The organism is Aggregatibacter valvarum, assembly GCF_980468985.1.
The window spans coordinates 1,616,082-1,633,939 of the sequence record NZ_OZ413141.1 but is presented as its reverse complement, the minus strand read 5'-3'; the positions used below and the strand labels follow the sequence as shown (position 1 = coordinate 1,633,939).

Here is a 17,858-nt window from a genome sequence, read left to right as displayed (position 1 = left end):
CGCGTCCTTACAGTAAAGTGCGGTAGTTTTTGACGGAGAAATGACGCTCAAAGGATTTGTCCGCCAATGTACTGTCCGGATTTTCCACGCCGATGGTGTAGGCGATGCCAAATTTTTTAGCGCTATCTAACACCGGTTCTGTGTCGTCGATAAAAAGGGTTCGGCTCGGATCGAATGGCGTGAATTGTTGCAAACGTTGCCACAAAGACTGTTCCACTTTTGGCGCATTAAACTGATGGCTGGAAAGCAACAAATCAAAGTGCGGTGCTAAATCGCAGTGTTTTAATTTTTCTGCCAAACTGAACGGATGGCTGTCGGTGAGCAAAATTAATTTCTTGCGGCGTTCGCGGGCGGCTTGTAAAAACGGATAAACATCCGACCGCACTTTGATGTAATCGCGCTGTTGTTGTAACAATTCACGCAACGGTAAATCTAAATTTTTCGCCCAAAAATCAATGCAATACCATTGCATACTGAATTCCACCTGCTGATAACGACGATGGATCAGTTCGCGACTTTGTTCCACAGAAAGCTTGAATTTGTTGGCATACGCCTGCGGCACCACCTTTTTCCAGAAACGATGATCGAAATACAGATCGATTAGCGTGCCGTCTAAATCCAGAATCACGGTGTCGATTGCTTGCCAGTCAAATTTTTGTTGCGCCATCCCTGTTGTGGTCCCTTTTCTTTGTAAAAATAGTGGGGTATGGTATCGCTATTTCAGTAGTTTGTAAAACAAGGGAAGAAGATAACAATGTTACAAAAACCAACCATCCTCAATATAAAAACGGTAGCAAAATCAACGATATTTGAAATTCAATCGGTGGATTTGAAATTCGCCAATGGAACACACCGCACTTATGAACGTTTTCGCCCCGGCAAATATGCCTCGGTGATGGTGGTGGCGATTGATGGCGAGGATATGTTGTTAGTGCGTGAATATGCCATGGGAACAGAGCGCTATGAGTTAGGATTTGTGAAGGGCAGAATGGATGCCGGTGAAACGCCGGAACAAAGTGCCAATCGCGAGTTGCAAGAAGAAATTGGTTTAGGCGCAACATCTTGGGTGCATTTACGTACGATTAATTCATCCGTTGGCTTCATGAATAATCCAATGCACATTTTATTGGCGCAGAATTTTTATCCGAGCAAACTGGAAGGTGACGAGCCGGAACCGTTACAAGTGGTACGCGTGCCGTTGGCAAACATTAACGAATTATTGTATGACCCTGAATTCAATGAAGCGAAAAATCTGACCGCACTTTATTTACTTCGGGATTATTTACACCGGAAAGCCTGTGTTAACCCATAAATTGGTATTTATCGGTATTTCCCAGGAGAAATGCCGTAATAGGATTTAAACACTTTAGTAAAGTGGGTGTCTGATTGGTAGCCGACTTCCGATGCAATTACGTTAATCGGTTTTTGTGTATTTTTTAGTAATATTCCTGCCATATTCATTCGCATTATGGTCAGAAATTTACCGGGTAAAATGCCCGTTTTTTGTTTAAATGCACGAATAAAATTGGCGCGCGACATGGCGCAACTTTCTGCTAAGCTCTCCATGCTCCAGCTTTCCTTGGGATTGGCTATGATGGCATTCACGGCATTTCTTAAACGCTTGTCCTGTAATGCGCCTAAGATGCCTTGATTGACCTGATGGTGGTGAAGGTAATCTCTGATTAAATAAGTGAAAAGAATGTTGCATAACGCATTGACGACAACTTGATTGCCGAGGTTATCCTCTGTTTCTTTGCGTAGCAATTTCAGTAAGGCCATGATGGAATCGTTATTTCCGGCAAGGTGCCACTGCGGCAGATTAAACAGTAAACTTTGCGCAACGTTTAAATAACGGAAATAACCGCAAAACATTTCAAAATCAGCAGATTCGCTTGAGCTATTGCGATGTAATGTAAAAATACCTTGTGTAGTTTTAGTAATTTGTGTTTCTGTGTCGGTGCCCTGATAAATAACGTGCTCTTCTCCGTAGGGCAGAAAAATGACATCGCCCGGTTTGAGCCTGCAGGTTTGGTCTTTCAGCCGAATTTGGCATTCCCCTCGTGACACAATATGAAATCTGCCGATTAAATTCGGTTCCTGTTTATGATGGATTAGCCAGTCACCTTGAAAACGACAGAGTATATTGATTTCACCCTCAATGCCTGACTGTCGGACAAGCTGATCTAAATAGTCCATGTTCTACTTTTCTCCTGGTTAACAAATGAAGAAGCCTATCACAGAGTGATAAGCTTCATATCGGTGTTTCAATTAGACAGATGCTTTATATTTTAAGTAGCGATTTGCACATTCAGCAGCAGCAACTAATCCCCCTGCCATCATAATAATATCTTTAATAACCAAACGTCCCGCACCGGATAAATATGGAAAGCCGTAATTTGGTGTAGGCAAATCGCCTCCTAAATTAGGCACCCACGTTTCCGGCGTGAAGATCAGGAACGACAGGGTGACAATGGACATACCGAACGTCAGCAAACCACCGAGTAGCCCGAAAGTCGGAGACCAGATTCCGGCTAACGTTAATAAGCCGATGGTCACAATGATTGCACCGATAATGTAAGACGCTGTGTAAGTCCCGTTAGCTTTGTGCCATTCAATATTTTTCGCCACCATTTTACCTTCGGGATTTTTATAAAGGGTATATTCTTTTACCAATTCGCCTTTATCGTTTTGCACTAAATTCGGTCCGTTTTTATAGAGGAAACTTAAAAATGGACTGTTCGAGACAAAATGGGCAATACCATCTGCTTCATATTGACATACTTTTAACCCGCCAATCCATACCATAACGATACAAATGGCGATCCGTATAAAGTTAATAAATTGGCGTTGCATCGGGGCAACAATTTTTGCGAGTAATTCAATTAATGCATTCATTTTTTAGCCTCATAGAACTTCATCATTCAGTGGATGATACAAAATGTAGTGGTTATTTACCTAAATGGAATAGGCTCGGCGAACTATATAGGATATGAAGAATAAATAACTTGATGAGACTCGCTATTTTTTATAATTGAGACTAAATCAGATGGATTTAAGATTATAGCGATGTTGGGTAGAGGACAGTTTTACTATTGAATAGGTTATAGGATTATAAATAGTTTAAAAATATGGCTGATATTTAAATAAAATTCAATTTAAGCAAAATAAATTGAATGAAACTTGATTATTCGCCGCTTTTTTGTCAATGTGGCAACGTTTTTTTATTTAAAAGATAGGTAATGTGTTATGCAATCTACAAACTTAAAAGAGTTGACCTTCCGAGGAATGTTCCTTGGGGCGTTGATTACGGTGTTGTTTACCGCATCTAACGTTTATTTGGGTCTGAAAGTGGGGATGACATTTGCGTCGTCGATTCCGGCGGCAGTTATTTCCATGGCGGTACTGAAATTCTTTAAAGATTCCAGTATCTTGGAAAACAACATGGTGCAAACTCAAGCATCTTCTGCGGGGACGCTTTCTTCAGTGATTTTCGTGTTGCCGGGCTTATTGATGATGGGCTACTGGCAAGACTTTCCGTTCTGGCAAACCATGTTGATTTGTGCGGCGGGTGGTACATTGGGCGTATTGTTCACAATTCCATTACGTCGTGCCATGGTGGTAAACAGTGATTTGCCTTATCCGGAAGGCGTTGCCGCGGCAGAAATTTTAAAAGCCGGTAACAATTCTGATGCAGACAGCGGCGTGAAAGATATTGCTTATGGCGGTATTTTTGCCAGCGTCGTGGCTTTCTTAACGAACGGTTTACGCTTGATGGCAGATGGTGCCAGCGCGTGGTTTACCGGCCCGGGCGGCAAAGCGATTTTCCAAATTCCGATGGGCTTTTCTTTAGCCTTATTAGGTGCCGGTTACTTAATCGGTATTGTGGGCGGTATTGCGATTTTGTTGGGTACCTTCTTTGCTTGGGGCTTAGCGGTGCCATTCTTTACCATGTCCGGTGATATGCCAACTGATGGAACTATCGTGAGTTACGCCATGAGCATGTGGAAAACGAAAGTCCGTTTTATCGGTGTGGGAACAATCGGGATTGCGGCGATTTGGACGTTATTGATTCTGATGAAACCAATGGTGCAAGGCATGGTGCATTCTTTCCGTATGTTGAAAGGCACACAAGGTGCGTCGGAACATCGTATTGATATCGACCTTTCACCAAAAACCATGATTTACATTTTAATTGCCACTGTGGCGTTAATCGTGATTTCCTTACATCACTTTATCGCTGCCGCACCGGTTTCTCCGGAATTGGCGTTATTGTTAGTGGTTGTCTGTACTTTCTTGGCGGTATTTATCGGTTTCTTCGTGGCGGCAGCCTCCGGTTACATGGCGGGGCTTGTGGGTTCTTCCTCCAGTCCAATTTCCGGTATCGGGATTATCTCTGTGATCGTGATTTCTTTGGTATTGGTTTCTATCGGTAATGCTTCCGGTTTATTTGAAACGGCGGATGGGCAGAAATTCTTGACCGCACTTACCTTGTTTACCGCGTCTATCGTGTTAACAACAGCGACCATTTCTAACGATAACCTGCAAGATTTAAAAACCGGTTTATTGGTCGAAGCGACGCCTTGGCGTCAACAGGTAGCGTTAATTATCGGTTGTTTCGTGGGTGCATTAGTGATTGCTCCGGTATTGGAGATCCTTTACCACGCCTACGGTTTCACCGGCGCATTACCGCGTCCGGACATGGATCCATCACAAGCCTTATCTGCACCGCAAGCAACGATAATGACCACCATTTCACAAGGGATTTTCTCTAATAAATTAGAGTGGACTTACATCTTAACCGGCGTGGGTCTAGGTGCGGTGTTAATTATTATTGACAGTTTCTTGAAAAAAATGAGCAACAAAGCCTTTGCGTTACCGGTGTTGGCTGTGGGGATTGGTATCTACTTACCACCCTCTATCAATATGCCGGTTGTAATTGGGGCATTCTTGGCGTGGTTAATTAATCGCCACATCACCCAATATGCAGCGCGTAGCGGCGACAAAGACGTGAATAAACGAGCAGAGCGTTTTGGCACCTTGTTCGCGGCAGGCTTGATTGTAGGCGAAAGCTTAATGGGTGTTGTGCTGGCATTTATCATTGCGGCTTCCGTGACTTCCGGTGGGTCTGAAGCGCCATTGGCCTTGAATTTGGAAAATTGGGATCTGATTGGTGAGGCGCTTGGTTTAGCCGTATTTATCGCCGGTGTGACCATTTTCACCTTGCGTGTGTTACGTGCAAAAAAATCTGCGTAATCGCTAAAATTCCTCTACAATAGGCTATCTTCTGATAGCCTATTTTTTTTACTTAGGAATTCTTATGCCGTCTAAATTTCCTTACTTAAAAGCATTCATTGTATTTCCATCTATTCTGCAAATTTTAGGATCGATCATCGGGTTTTGTCTTAGCGATAATATCAATGAAACATTTACCGTTGCTGATTTAATCGTATTCTATTTCTCCAGCACATTTTTTATTGCCACCATTCCGGCGTTTCTGATTGCCTTATGGGCGAAGGCCTACCGTTATACCCGTTATAATGTGTTTGCGATTGTGTTGATTTCAGCGATTATTGCATTTTGTTATAGCAATGTTGCCGGGTATATTTACATGACCTTATTCGAAACATCGATGACCTTTGGGACTTGGTTATATAGTGGTGCGTTGGATGTTGCCTTATTATTTAGTTGCGGTATGGCGCTTTATTCCGTGTTGACACTCCCGTTGCTGTTGCCAAAAGAGAGATAAGCCGGCAAAGATAAGAGAGGACGCAATGCCAATTCTCACCACACATTTATTACAGGATGTGATTCATATCGCCCGGCAAGCGGGCGAGCATTTACGTCGTTTTTATCAACATTCGGTGTCTGTTCAAATCAAAGCGGACAACACACCGGTGACGGAAGCGGATTTGTTTGTCAGTCAATTTTTAACGGAAAAACTGACCGCACTTACACCGCAAATTCCCATTTTGTCAGAAGAAAATTGCAACATTCCCCTTGCGGAGCGGCAGGCGTGGGAGTCCTATTGGTTAATTGACCCTCTTGATGGCACGCAACAATTTATTAATCGCACCGATCAATTTTCCGTGCTCATTAGCTTAGTGAAAAATCATCAACCGGTGTTGGGCGTGATTCATGCACCGATATTGGGCTACACCTATTACGCCATGAAAGGATTTGGCGCCTATAAGCTGCAAGAGGGAAAACCGTGTAAATTGGCGTTCCGCGACATTGCGTTAGACCGACCTTTGCGCATTGCCGTCGGTTCTGCAGCAACCGCCGAAAAAGTGCGGTCGATTTTGAACCCGAATTTTGATTATGCATTTCACATTTGTGGTTCCAGTAGCTTAAAAAGCACATTGGTCGCCGATGGTGTATGCGATTGCTATATTCGCTTAGGTCGCACCGGTGAGTGGGATACGGCTGCCGCAGAGATTTTGCTGGCGGAAATGGGCGGAGTGATTTTTGACTTAAATTATCAACCGCTGACTTACAATCAACGGGAATCTTTCGTGAATCCGAACTTTTTAATGGGCGTTACGCGAGATTTTCCATGGGATAATATCTTTCGCTCCGATTTATCAGAGTGATTAGAAATGCCGGATGATTTTCCTTATCATACGACGCATTTATTAAATCGTAACATTAATGTGGTAACCAAATGAAAACAGAAAACTGTTGTATCGTTATCTTCGGCGCGTCCGGAGATTTAACCTATCGTAAACTTATTCCGGCGTTGTATGACCTTTATAAAATTGATCGGTTGGGCGATGATTTCTCCGTTTTGGGTGTGGCGCGTACTGAATTAAACGACGATTCTTTCCGTGAAAAAATGCGTCAAACGCTAATTGAACACGAAGGCGCGGAAGGCGAATGTTTAGAACAATTTTGTCGCCACTTATATTACCAAGCCGTTAACACCTCAGACAAAGCGGATTATGCCAAACTGATTCCGCGCCTTGATGCCTTGCATGAAAACTATAAAACCAACGGTAACACCTTATATTATTTATCCACCCCACCAAGTTTATACGGCGTGATTCCGGAATGTTTGGCAGAGCATGGTTTAAACAAAGAAGAGAATGGTTGGAAACGTCTCATTGTGGAAAAACCGTTTGGTTATGATCGCAAAACGGCGGAAGCGTTGGACGTTCAAATTCACCGCTTCTTTGAGGAACACCAAATTTATCGTATCGACCATTATCTTGGTAAAGAAACCGTACAAAACCTGCTTGTATTGCGTTTTTCTAATGGTTGGTTTGAGCCGCTTTGGAACCGTAACTTTATTGAATACGTGGAAATTACCGGTGCCGAATCCATTGGCGTAGAAGATCGCGGTGGTTATTACGACGGTTCCGGCGCAATGCGCGATATGTTCCAAAACCATTTACTGCAAGTGTTGGCGATGGTGGCAATGGAGCCACCGGCGATTATCAATGCGGATTCTATGCGTGATGAAGTGGCGAAAGTGTTGCACTGCTTACGTCCTTTAACCCATGAAGACATGGAGCATCATTTGGTGCTTGGACAATACACTGCCGCAGAAATTAACGGCAAAATGGCGAAAGGCTATTTGGAAGAAAAAGGCGTGCCGGCAGATTCCCGCACAGAAACCTACATGGCATTGCGTTGTGAAATTGAAAACTGGCGTTGGGCGGGCGTGCCGTTTTATGTGCGCACCGGCAAGCGTTTACCGGCGCGTGTCACCGAAATCGTGATTCACTTCAAAACCACACCGCACCCGGTGTTCAGTCAAAATGCACCGGAAAATAAATTGATTATCCGTATTCAGCCGGATGAAGCTATTTCTATGCGTTTCGGGTTGAAAAAACCGGGCGCCGGTTTTGAAGCAAAAGAAGTGTCTATGGATTTCCGCTATGCGGATTTAGAGGGTGCCACCGTGATGACCGCATACGAGCGTTTATTGCTTGATGCCATGAAAGGTGATGCCACCTTATTTGCTCGTACCGATGCCGTACACGCCGCGTGGAAATTCGTGCAACCGATTTTGGATTACAAAGCTCAAGGCGGTCGCGTGTATGACTACGAAGCCGGCAGTTGGGGCCCGATAGCAGCCGATAAACTGATTGCCAAAGAAGGCAAAGTGTGGCGCAAACCGAGTGGTTTGATGAAGAAAAAAGTTTAATTTAGTTAATCTCATGTAGGGTGGGCTTCAGCCCACCGTTCCTAATCTCTAACATAATAAAATGGTGGGCTAAAGCCCACCCTACGGAAAAATAATGAACTATATTACTTTCCCTACTGCTCAACACGCGGTGGAAAAAATCGCCCAAGAATTTGTGATTTATAGCCAAGTAAATCACCCCGTACACATTTCCTTGTCCGGCGGTTCTACACCGAAATTATTGTTTAAAACCTTGGCGCAAGCCCCGTACGCGGATACCATTAATTGGAAAAACCTTCATTTCTGGTGGGGCGATGATCGCATGGTGCCGCCATCCGATCCTGAAAGCAACTATGGCGAAGTGCAAAAACTCTTATTCGATCACATTCAAATTCCTGCTGAAAACATTCACCGAATTCGTGGTGAAAACGAACCGCACTTAGAGCTTAAACGCTTTGAAGAAGAATTAAGTGCGGTCATTCCTGACGGCGTTTTTGATTGGATTATCCTCGGCATGGGCGCAGACGGGCACACGGCTTCTTTGTTCCCACATCAAACCGATTTTGCGGATGAAAACCTTGCGGTGATCGCTAAACATCCTGAAAGCGGACAGATCCGCATTTCAAAAACCGCCAAATTAATTGAACAAGCCAAACGCATTACCTATTTGGTGACAGGAGAAGGCAAAGCAGAAATCCTCAAAGAAATTCAAACCACACCGGCGGAAAACTTGCCTTACCCAGCAGCTAAAATTCAGGCGAAAAACGGCGTGACGGAGTGGTATTTGGATAAAGCAGCGGCGAAGTTGCTATAACGGATTGCGATTAGGCATAGTGGGTTTAAAGACATGATCGAATACAAAACCAATTTTCCTATTTCAGTAGAACAATTTATTGAGTTGCTCAATAAAACTACTTTAGGCGCACGTCGCCCATTAGAAGATAAAAAACGTGTGGCGGCGATGTTACACCATGCCGATTTGTTAGTGACAGCTTGGGATGGTGAGTTATTGGTGGGTGTCGCCCGTTCGGTGACGGATTTTGCCTATTGTTGTTATTTGTCTGATTTGGCGGTGGACGAGCAATATCAAAAACAAGGTATCGGTTTGCAGTTAATTGAACACACCAAACAGGCATTACATCCACAAGCAAAAATTGTGCTGTTATCCGCCCCGCAAGCGGTGGATTACTATCCGCATATTGGATTTACACAACACATGAGTGCGTGGACGAAGAGTTAATTTATTAGAATGGTATGGAGACAAAAATGAAAAAATTGTTTGTGCTACTTACTTCAACTTTGTTATTTGCTTGTTCATCTGGTCCATCTTTAGATCAGTTAGCGGCACAAATGCCAAAAGATAATCGCTCAGTAATGCTTCAAGTTCCAGAAGCAGGAAACCCAGTTTCAAATGGAATGCTTGTAGCAACGATTAGAACCGCAGGTGGTACTTCAGGAAAACGACTCGTATCTCTTTTAGCTACAGATAATTTACACATCGGAATTGCAGGGAACAGTCAATCTGTGAATAAAGCAGTTGCTATGTATGGACTAAATAATGCAGAAAAGGTCGGCAAAGATGTATCTTTATACCTTGTTGGAGATAGTCAAAGTGATAAAGCAGATCTAGAAAAAGCCGCAAAAGCGAAAAATGTAGAAATGCATTACATTATGCAAAAATAAGATACAGATGAATTAGATGCAGAGTGACTTTAATGTTGAATTTAGATAATAAAAAATTTGTTGCTGTTGAAAACACCGTAAATGGTGAGGTGAGTAGCCAAACAGAATTTCATTACCATCAACAAGGTAAAATGATTTGGGCCGAATATGGTGGCGGTGAAATTTTAAAAGGCTTTTTAATTGGGAAATGGGTTGACGATACTCAAATTGAATTTACGTATCAACATTTAAATCAATCTCTAGAAAATCGTTTGGGGCGTTGCTATACAACATTTTCTTTAGAAGAAAGTAAACTCATCGGTCATGAAAAATGGCAGTGGCTAGATACGTTAGAGCAAGGTAGCTCTTTAATTAGAGAAATTTAAAAGAAGTTTTGCTATAGAATATCAGAAGCAAGGTATCATCTTGCAGTTGATTGAACACACTACACAAACCTTACATCCACAAGCCAAAATCGTGCTTTTATCGGCTCCGCAAGCTGTGGATTACTATCCGCATATTGGTTTTGCTCAGCATATGAGTGCGTGGACGAAGAGTTAAAAATGTTTAGAAAAACGACCGCACTTTTGCGTAGCAAGAAGATGGATTTCTGATAGCGCACGCTTCATAGAGTGAGCTTGTAGATGAAGGCACACGTTGGGAAACGTGCGCTATCGTAGGGGACTAGTGTGATAAGATGAAGAAAGATTATTACCGCATTATATTTTGTATTTTATATACCATCATTGGTATGTATCTGTTACCGGTGATTTGGCTATCTTCTATGTATGTATCTTATGAAATAGAAAATTACAACAGAGTAAAACAAAATTTTATTGAGTTTGAACAATATGATCGAAACTTACTGATATCTTTTGCAGGGACGGAGAGGCCACATTCTTTAATAAGTTATCGTTTTAAGTCGCCTTATGGGGACGATGAGTTTTTTGCCTGTTATGTTAACTTTTTTGAGAAGCCGACAGGTATAAATGAAGAAAAAATAAAACAAATTTATTCAAAAGAGATTCATATTAAAGAATTAGAAAAACTTTATCCTGATTGGAAAGAATCTAAAAAATGTATTGGACGAGCTATATATTATCCAACAACAGAAGTGGAAAAACGGTGGTTAATTTCAGATTTTACTTATATAAGAAAAATAAACCCTTATTATGAATATTTTGATTTATTGGTCAAAGGTAATGCTGAGAATATAGAATTAAGCACATTAGCTGCTGAGGATGCTAAAGTTTTTGTGACGCAAGTGCCTAATGAAAAGATATATCATGCTTTAGTCATTTATCCCGATAAAAACGTGGTTAAAATGATCACTGCTTGTGCCGGGTTCACTAAGTTTTGTGGGGATCGTTAAATAAATAGGATAGTCCTTTGAGCGCTCGTCTCCCGATACGTGCTTGTAATTTAATGTTTTATAGGGCACGCGTCGGGAGATGCGAGCCATCATGGAAGTTAAAAACGCTTGGAAAAGTGACCGCACTTTTAGGTAGCAAGAAGAAGGATGACTGATAGCGCATGCTTCATAGCCGGTGCTTGTAGATAAAGGCTCACGTTGGGAAACATGCGCACAGGAAGGAGCAATATGAAAATATTAGGTATTATCGGTGGAATGAGCCCAGAAAGTACGGCAACTTATTACACTGAGATCAATCGTTTAGTGAATCAGAAAAAAGGTGGGAATATTTCTGCGCCTATTGTCATGGTGAGTGTGGAATTTGAAGAAATTGTGCAATGCCAGAAACAAAGTGAATGGCAACGAGCCGGAGAGATTCTCGCTAACGCAGGAAAAAAATTAGAGATGATTGGTGCAGAGGGTATTGTGCTTGCCACCAATACCATGCATAAAGTTGCACCACAAATTGAACAAGCTATTTCAATTCCGTTTTTGCATATTTTAGATGCTACAGCAGATGCTATTAAATCGCGAGGCTTAAATAAAGTGGCTTTGCTCGGTACCAAATTTACTATGAGCGATAATTTTTATCGCGACGGTTTACAGCAGAGAGGCATTATGCCGATTGTGCCAAGTGATGAAACCCAAAACGAAATACATCGAATTATTTTTGATGAGCTTTGTGTGGGTAAATTTTTACCGACATCAAAAGCATTTTATTTAAAAATCATTGATGAATTGAAAAATCAGGGGGCAGAAGGCGTAATTTTAGGGTGTACGGAAATCGGATTGTTGGTTAATCAAAGCGACTCGCCATTGCCGTTTTTCGACACGGCTAAATTGCATTCTCAAATGGCTGCTGATTTTGTTTTAGGTGTAAAAAACACTTAGAAAAATGACCACTTTGATAGCGCGCGTCTCCTGACGCGTGCTGATAACTTACTAAATTTGTAAGGCACGCGTCGGGAGACGCGCGCCATCATGGGGGTAGGGATTGCCGGCGGTGGTGGCAATAATTTTACAAATACCTCTTTAATGGAGATAAAAGATGAAAAAACTTTTAATAATTGCTTTAGCAGCTATGCTTATTGCTTGTTCTTCAGGGATCAATGTTGATGAGCTTATGATGAAAATGCCGAAAAATGACCGCACTTTTGTGTTGCAAATCCCTGCATCCAGTAATCCACTTTCAGATTCGATGGTGGTAGGAATGATTAAAACATCAGGCTCTCCATCAACATCAAGTATGGTGCAGGCTTTATCTATTGATAATGCCAATATTGGTGTGGCAGGGAATAGTCAAATGATTAATAAAGCCACTGCACTTTATGCATTCGAACATGTAACGCAAGTCGGTAAAAATGTCGGTGTCTATATGATGGGCGACAGTGAAAGCGATAAAGCGGATCTAGAAAAAGCTGCAAGCAGAAAAAATATTAAATTACATTATTTCATTAACAAAAAGTAATCGGTTTGATAGCAACTCACTGATAGCGCACGCTTCATAGCGTGTGCTTGTAGATAAAGGCACTCGTCAGGAGACACGCGCTATCATAGGGTTTTTAATTTAATAACATTTATTTTTTAGGGTAAAAATATGAAAAAAATATTAGTAACATTATTTGCATCTCTCATATTGACCGCATGTGTGACAGATAATAACAAGGCTACTTCTTCACAGCCTGAAATTAATCAGATTAGTGATATTCCTGAAAGTATGAGAACGATCTCTAAAAAACAAGTTCCTGCTAATATAAAAGATGGTGAATTTACAGGAAGTGCAAGTAATGGCCGAACTTTTAAAACAGTTGTAAAAAATGGATATGTAGATAAATATTTTGATGTTTATCACCCTAATGGGAAATTGCACTCTCATACACCATTGGTACAAGGACTAGCTCAAGGATGGTCTGAAGGTTATACGCAAGAAGGTAAGTTAAGAACAAAAATTCTTTATAAAAATGGACATCTAGTTCAATTTCAAGTCTATGATGAAAAAGGTTCTTTGATTAAAGATATTAAAGAATAGAATTTATTTTGTAGAGTGCAGCTCATTGCACCAACATATTCAAATCGGTACAACAACTTGTACCCTACAACAGGAGAAAACAATGTCAGTAAAAGGCGACATCGGTGTTATCGGCTTAGCCGTAATGGGGCAAAACCTCATTTTAAATATGAACGACCACGGGTTTAAAGTGGTGGCGTATAACCGTACCACATCCAAAGTGGATGAATTTTTACAAGGTGCGGCAAAAGGCACGAACATTATCGGTGCTTATTCTTTGGAAGATTTGGCCGCTAAATTAGAAAAACCGCGCAAAGTGATGTTAATGGTGCGTGCGGGTGAGGTGGTGGATCAATTTATTGATGCATTGCTACCGCACTTAGAAGAAGGCGACATCATTATTGATGGTGGTAACTCAAACTATCCGGACACCAACCGTCGTGTGGCGGCGTTGCGTGAAAAAGGCATTCGCTTTATCGGCACCGGCGTTTCCGGCGGTGAAGAGGGCGCACGCCACGGACCATCCATTATGCCGGGCGGTAACGAAGAAGCATGGCCATTCGTAAAACCGGTATTGCAAGCGATTTCAGCCAAAACCGATAAAGGCGAAGCGTGCTGTGATTGGGTGGGCAAAGATGGTGCAGGTCATTTCGTGAAAATGGTGCATAACGGTATCGAATACGGCGATATGCAATTAATTTGCGAAGCCTACCAATTCTTAAAAGAGGGCGTGGGCTTGTCTGATGATGAGTTGGAAGCCACTTTCAAAGCATGGCGCAACACCGAATTAGACAGCTACTTAATCGACATCACTGCCGATATTCTTGGCTATAAAGATGAAGACGGTAACCGCCTTGTGGATAAAATTTTAGACACTGCAGGGCAAAAAGGCACCGGCAAATGGACGGGGATCAATGCCCTTGATTTCGGCATTCCGTTGACCTTAATCACCGAATCCGTATTCGCACGTTGCGTATCTGCTTTTAAAGATCAACGCGTTGCCGCAAGCCAATTATTCGGCAAAACCATCGGCAAAGTGGAAGGCGATAAAAATGTCTGGATTGAAGCGGTGCGCAAAGCCTTGTTGGCGTCAAAAATCATTTCTTACGCACAAGGCTTTATGTTGATTCGTGAAGCGTCTGAAAACTTTAACTGGAACATCAACTACGGCAACACCGCCTTATTATGGCGCGAAGGTTGTATTATTCGTAGCCGTTTCTTAGGCAACATTCGCGATGCGTACGAAGCGAACCCAGATTTAATCTTCTTAGGTTCTGACAGCTATTTCAAAGGCATTTTAGAAAATGCGATGGGCGAATGGCGCAAAGTGGTGGCAAAATCCATCGAAGTGGGCATTCCAATGCCATGTATGACGTCGGCGATTACCTTCTTAGACGGCTACACTTCCGCCCGCTTGCCGGCAAATCTGTTGCAAGCGCAACGTGACTACTTCGGCGCACACACTTACGAACGCACCGACAAACCACGCGGTGAATTCTTCCACACCAACTGGACGGGGCGCGGCGGTAATACCGCATCTACTACTTATGATGTCTAAGTAAAAAACGTGCGATAAACCGACCGCACTTTGATCTGCACCTTACACTACTTGGCTCAGCGTCAATGTGTAAGGTGCAGATTTTTTTATGCGTATTTTGTCTGCCGTAGGGGGCGGAATCTATAATGAACTTCAGAATGCTTCTTTTCGGCATCCAAAAAATCGCCATATTCCAACGGCAATGAAGGTGGCGGTGAGGTAAACTGTGAGATAGTCAAAGGCATGCGCGAGGCGTAGGGAGACAAAGCCTGCTAGGTAAGCGCCGAAGAGGGCGACAGAGAATTGCAAGGCGCTGTCGAGCGTGGCGTAAGTTTGCGTGGATTTGTCCATAATCATGGCGAGCAAGCACGGCACAAGTAATGCGTAAGTCATACTTAATAATAAGATTGGTACGGCGATAAGATAAGGAAAATCCGTGCCGACATATTCAAATAAAATAAATAAGCAGAAGGCAAAGATTTGGCTAAATAATACCCATTGGGTGACAGAAACCCGAGAATATTTTTTGAGTAATAGACCACTTAGCGGCGCAAAGGCGATAGCACAAAGGGGTTCGAATACGGAAAGTAATAGCCCAATGTGTTGGCTGCTCCAGCCCAAAGCGTTGAGTCGCGGAATGAAACTACTGACCACCATGCCACTGGGAATAAACACAAATAACAATAAAATCAACCAACGAAATGAAATGTGCGGTTGTTGCCAAAAGTGGAAAAAGCGTGTGAATAAAAAACATAATGGCGGATTTTGCGGTTCAGCAGCAACTGTAGGTTCGGAATATAGGCTGATTTGTAGAATCAGCAGTAGCGCAAAAACACTGATTAAATCCACCGCACTTTGCCAGCCGTAATGATGATAAATCAATAACACTAAACCACCGCCAAGCATTTTACCTACACGTCCTGCGATCACCTGAATGACACCGCCAAAGCCACGTTGCTCAAAAGGCAGGATGGCACACGTCAGCCCCAACGCCGCACAACCGAAAAATAAACTGCTTAGGTTCAATAGCACACACGCCACCATAAGCAGTGTAAAATCCTGTTGCGGTTGGATGAAATGCAACATGAATAAGGCAATAAAAATGATTATCGAGGAAAAGCATAGCCAGCCGCGAAATTGCCCGATACGCTTAAGACGATAGCGTTCAATTAACGGCGAAACGATGAATTTCGCCATTTCCATTCCACCAAGCAAATAGAACCAACTAAGCTGTTTAAGATCGAACCCCATCTCTTTTAACATGGTGATGAGACCAATCATATAAAATGCCACTATGCAGAATTTAAAACCGGCGGTCGTGGCAAGGATTGCCCAATCCTGCTTAGTGAGTGATGTTGCCTTGTTGGCATTGCCAAAACGCTGCATAACGTCCTTTTTGTTCTAAGAGTGTTTGATGCGTGCCTTGTTCGGCAATGTTGCCGTTTTCCAACACATAAATGCAATGCGCGCCCACAATGGTGGAAAGTCGGTGAGCGATAATCAACACGGTTTTGTCTTTAACCAGCTGATCCAACGCTTTTTGCACTGCCAGCTCATTGCGGGTATCCAACGATGCTGTCGGTTCATCTAAAATGAGAATCGGTGCGTCTTTTAAAATCGCGCGGGCGATAGCAAGTCGTTGCTTTTCACCGCCGGAAAAATTACTCCCAATTTCATTAACTTGCGTTTGATACCCTTGTGGTAATGCCTGAATAAAATCATGGCATTGGGCAAGTTTGCAGGCGTGAATCACCTCTTCATCGGTGGCATTGGGTTTTGCCATTCGGATGTTATTTAATACGCTGTCTTGGAATAAATACACGTCTTGAAACACCACAGAAATTAAGCGCATGAGCTGTTCTTGGCTAACATCCCGAATATCGATACCGCCGATCGTAATTCTCCCTGATTGCGGATCAGCATAACGCAACAACAAGCGAAGTAATGTTGTTTTACCACAACCGCTGGTGCCCACAAAAGCATTGAGGCTGTTAGGTTTTATGTCCAGATTAATGTCGTTTAGGATGGTTTTTTCAGCATTATAACCAAAGCGGACATGCTCATAGCGAATACGATAATCTGTGGGTAATCTGCTGCCATGATTTTCCGCCAATTCAGGCAATGCCATCAGTTTTTCAAATTTTTCACAGCTAATCACAAAAATTTCTAAGAGCGAAGACATTTGCACAAAGAAGTTCAATACATCTGAAATTCGCGCAATTAAAATCAGCACTGTGGCTAACAATACCCAATGAGCGCTACCGGAAATCACCCAAAATGTGCCAACAATTAATACCGCAATAAGACTTAATTGAATGCTTGAGGTAATAATCAAATTCGGACGTTCGCCTTTTTTAGTGCCGATGCGTTGAATGTTTGCCACATCTTCAATCACACGGTTGAAAATATGTTGTTTGTTTTCTGTCTGCCCTGTTGATTTCAGAATTTCCAACCCCTGCACAAACTCAATGGTTTCGCCTTTAAGTCGCTGATTAGCTTCTGCCAAAATACTAAATCCACGACGGAAAGCTTTTCTCCGCCATAAATAAAGTGGCACGATAAGCGGAAAAATAATGAAGATCAGCAGCCCAAAGCGGTAATCAAAGAAACAAAGACAAAGGGCGGCAGACACCGGCGTTACGATGCCATAAATCATAATGCTGATTAAACTGAATGCGTAATTCGTCGCTTCATTAATACTTTGGATGGCAACGGCACTGAGTTCGCCTGCACGAAATCCACTGAGGACAGCAAGAGATACTCGGCGAAGTTTTTCGCCTAGTTGACGTCTTAATTGATATGTCGCCAAAAATGAATCACCTTTGGTGTCATAATATTCCGCCCAAATACGGAAAAGGAGGCTGGCGATTAAAAGCACGCCACACAAAACACTCCAAAAAATGACCGCACTTTGTCCTGCTTCAGTTTGTTCTAATGCCAAAAGCAGCGGATACAGCAAACCGATAGCCACGCCGAATAAGGTTGCAGATAGTGCCGCAAAAGCGAGACAGCGTAAGAATGCGTTTTGTTGCTGTTGGGCGGCGGCAAATAAGGCGTGATAAGTTTGCCATAGGCTTTTTACACGTTGAGTTTCGGGATTAAAGTAAGATTGCAT

At 42.6% G+C, this 17,858-nt stretch carries 19 protein-coding genes and 1 pseudogene; 15 read left to right on the top strand and 5 right to left on the bottom strand.

All coding sequences use genetic code 11. From position 1 onward, the window contains the following. Positions 1-7: 7 nt before the first annotated feature. Entirely contained in the window at positions 8-667 is a 660-nt protein-coding gene (gene yrfG, locus AC30SF_RS07705) for a GMP/IMP nucleotidase (RefSeq protein ID WP_308666496.1), read from the bottom strand. Positions 668-748: 81 nt separating this feature from the next. On the opposite strand from yrfG, the gene nudE reads away from it, so the two are divergent. Next, positions 749-1,312: an ADP compounds hydrolase NudE gene (nudE, locus tag AC30SF_RS07700; protein WP_489608318.1), complete on the top strand. Its 564-nt coding sequence runs from the start codon at positions 749-751 to the stop codon at positions 1,310-1,312. Between the two features lie 8 nt (positions 1,313-1,320). Here nudE and AC30SF_RS07695 read toward each other — a convergent pair whose 3' ends face one another. Beyond that, entirely contained in the window at positions 1,321-2,196 is an 876-nt protein-coding gene (locus tag AC30SF_RS07695) for a cupin domain-containing protein (RefSeq protein ID WP_489608071.1), read from the bottom strand. Positions 2,197-2,268: 72 nt separating this feature from the next. Beyond that, positions 2,269-2,895 (bottom strand): YkgB family protein, encoded by a 627-nt coding sequence (locus AC30SF_RS07690; RefSeq protein WP_005715604.1) that lies wholly within the window; start codon positions 2,893-2,895, stop codon positions 2,269-2,271. Positions 2,896-3,246: 351 nt separating this feature from the next. On the opposite strand from AC30SF_RS07690, the gene AC30SF_RS07685 reads away from it, so the two are divergent. From AC30SF_RS07685 to gnd, 14 genes and pseudogenes are all read left to right on the top strand, one after another. Next, positions 3,247-5,253 (top strand): OPT family oligopeptide transporter, encoded by a 2,007-nt coding sequence (locus AC30SF_RS07685; RefSeq protein ID WP_489608070.1) that lies wholly within the window; start codon positions 3,247-3,249, stop codon positions 5,251-5,253. 64 nt (positions 5,254-5,317) lie between these two features. Further along, positions 5,318-5,746 carry a hypothetical protein gene (locus tag AC30SF_RS07680; protein WP_314954336.1) on the top strand — a complete coding sequence of 143 codons (429 nt, stop codon included), beginning with the start codon at positions 5,318-5,320 and terminating at the stop codon, positions 5,744-5,746. 25 nt (positions 5,747-5,771) lie between these two features. After that, the gene (gene cysQ, locus AC30SF_RS07675; protein WP_489608069.1) at positions 5,772-6,590 is read left to right on the top strand and encodes a 3'(2'),5'-bisphosphate nucleotidase CysQ; all 819 of its coding nucleotides are present in this window, start codon (positions 5,772-5,774) and stop codon (positions 6,588-6,590) included. A gap of 71 nt (positions 6,591-6,661) precedes the next feature. Then, entirely contained in the window at positions 6,662-8,146 is a 1,485-nt protein-coding gene (zwf, locus tag AC30SF_RS07670) for a glucose-6-phosphate dehydrogenase (RefSeq protein WP_489608068.1), read from the top strand. A 94-nt stretch (positions 8,147-8,240) separates the two neighbouring features. After that, positions 8,241-8,939, top strand: coding sequence for a 6-phosphogluconolactonase (pgl, locus tag AC30SF_RS07665; protein ID WP_489608067.1), 699 nt, complete (start codon positions 8,241-8,243; stop codon positions 8,937-8,939). A 33-nt stretch (positions 8,940-8,972) separates the two neighbouring features. Further along, a complete protein-coding gene (locus tag AC30SF_RS07660; RefSeq protein ID WP_489608066.1) occupies positions 8,973-9,365 on the top strand; it encodes a GNAT family N-acetyltransferase in 393 nt (130 codons plus the stop codon). A 26-nt stretch (positions 9,366-9,391) separates the two neighbouring features. Then, positions 9,392-9,808 (top strand): hypothetical protein, encoded by a 417-nt coding sequence (locus AC30SF_RS07655; RefSeq protein WP_032822542.1) that lies wholly within the window; start codon positions 9,392-9,394, stop codon positions 9,806-9,808. A gap of 32 nt (positions 9,809-9,840) precedes the next feature. After that, positions 9,841-10,173, top strand: coding sequence for an avidin-fold protein (locus AC30SF_RS07650; RefSeq protein ID WP_005695120.1), 333 nt, complete (start codon positions 9,841-9,843; stop codon positions 10,171-10,173). 16 nt (positions 10,174-10,189) lie between these two features. Further along, a pseudogene (locus AC30SF_RS07645) lies at positions 10,190-10,348 on the top strand (GNAT family N-acetyltransferase); the annotation flags it as partial. A gap of 136 nt (positions 10,349-10,484) precedes the next feature. After that, positions 10,485-11,159, top strand: coding sequence for a hypothetical protein (locus AC30SF_RS07640; protein ID WP_489608065.1), 675 nt, complete (start codon positions 10,485-10,487; stop codon positions 11,157-11,159). 228 nt (positions 11,160-11,387) lie between these two features. Continuing rightward, positions 11,388-12,089 carry an aspartate/glutamate racemase family protein gene (locus AC30SF_RS07635; protein ID WP_489608064.1) on the top strand — a complete coding sequence of 234 codons (702 nt, stop codon included), beginning with the start codon at positions 11,388-11,390 and terminating at the stop codon, positions 12,087-12,089. Between the two features lie 157 nt (positions 12,090-12,246). Further along, the gene (locus AC30SF_RS07630; protein ID WP_489608063.1) at positions 12,247-12,666 is read left to right on the top strand and encodes a hypothetical protein; all 420 of its coding nucleotides are present in this window, start codon (positions 12,247-12,249) and stop codon (positions 12,664-12,666) included. Between the two features lie 129 nt (positions 12,667-12,795). Continuing rightward, entirely contained in the window at positions 12,796-13,227 is a 432-nt protein-coding gene (locus tag AC30SF_RS07625; RefSeq protein ID WP_489608062.1) for a toxin-antitoxin system YwqK family antitoxin, read from the top strand. Between the two features lie 82 nt (positions 13,228-13,309). Then, complete coding sequence (gene gnd, locus AC30SF_RS07620; protein ID WP_489608061.1) at positions 13,310-14,764, top strand: decarboxylating NADP(+)-dependent phosphogluconate dehydrogenase; 1,455 nt, start codon at positions 13,310-13,312, stop codon at positions 14,762-14,764. 132 nt (positions 14,765-14,896) lie between these two features. Here gnd and AC30SF_RS07615 read toward each other — a convergent pair whose 3' ends face one another. Together AC30SF_RS07615 and AC30SF_RS07610 are read right to left on the bottom strand one after the other, a co-directional pair. Continuing rightward, positions 14,897-16,129 (bottom strand): MFS transporter, encoded by a 1,233-nt coding sequence (locus AC30SF_RS07615; RefSeq protein WP_489608060.1) that lies wholly within the window; start codon positions 16,127-16,129, stop codon positions 14,897-14,899. Further along, on the bottom strand, positions 16,086-17,858 hold the full coding sequence (locus AC30SF_RS07610; protein WP_489608059.1) for an ABC transporter ATP-binding protein: 1,773 nt from the start codon (positions 17,856-17,858) through the stop codon (positions 16,086-16,088). The genes AC30SF_RS07615 and AC30SF_RS07610 overlap by 44 nt, the downstream gene beginning before the upstream one ends.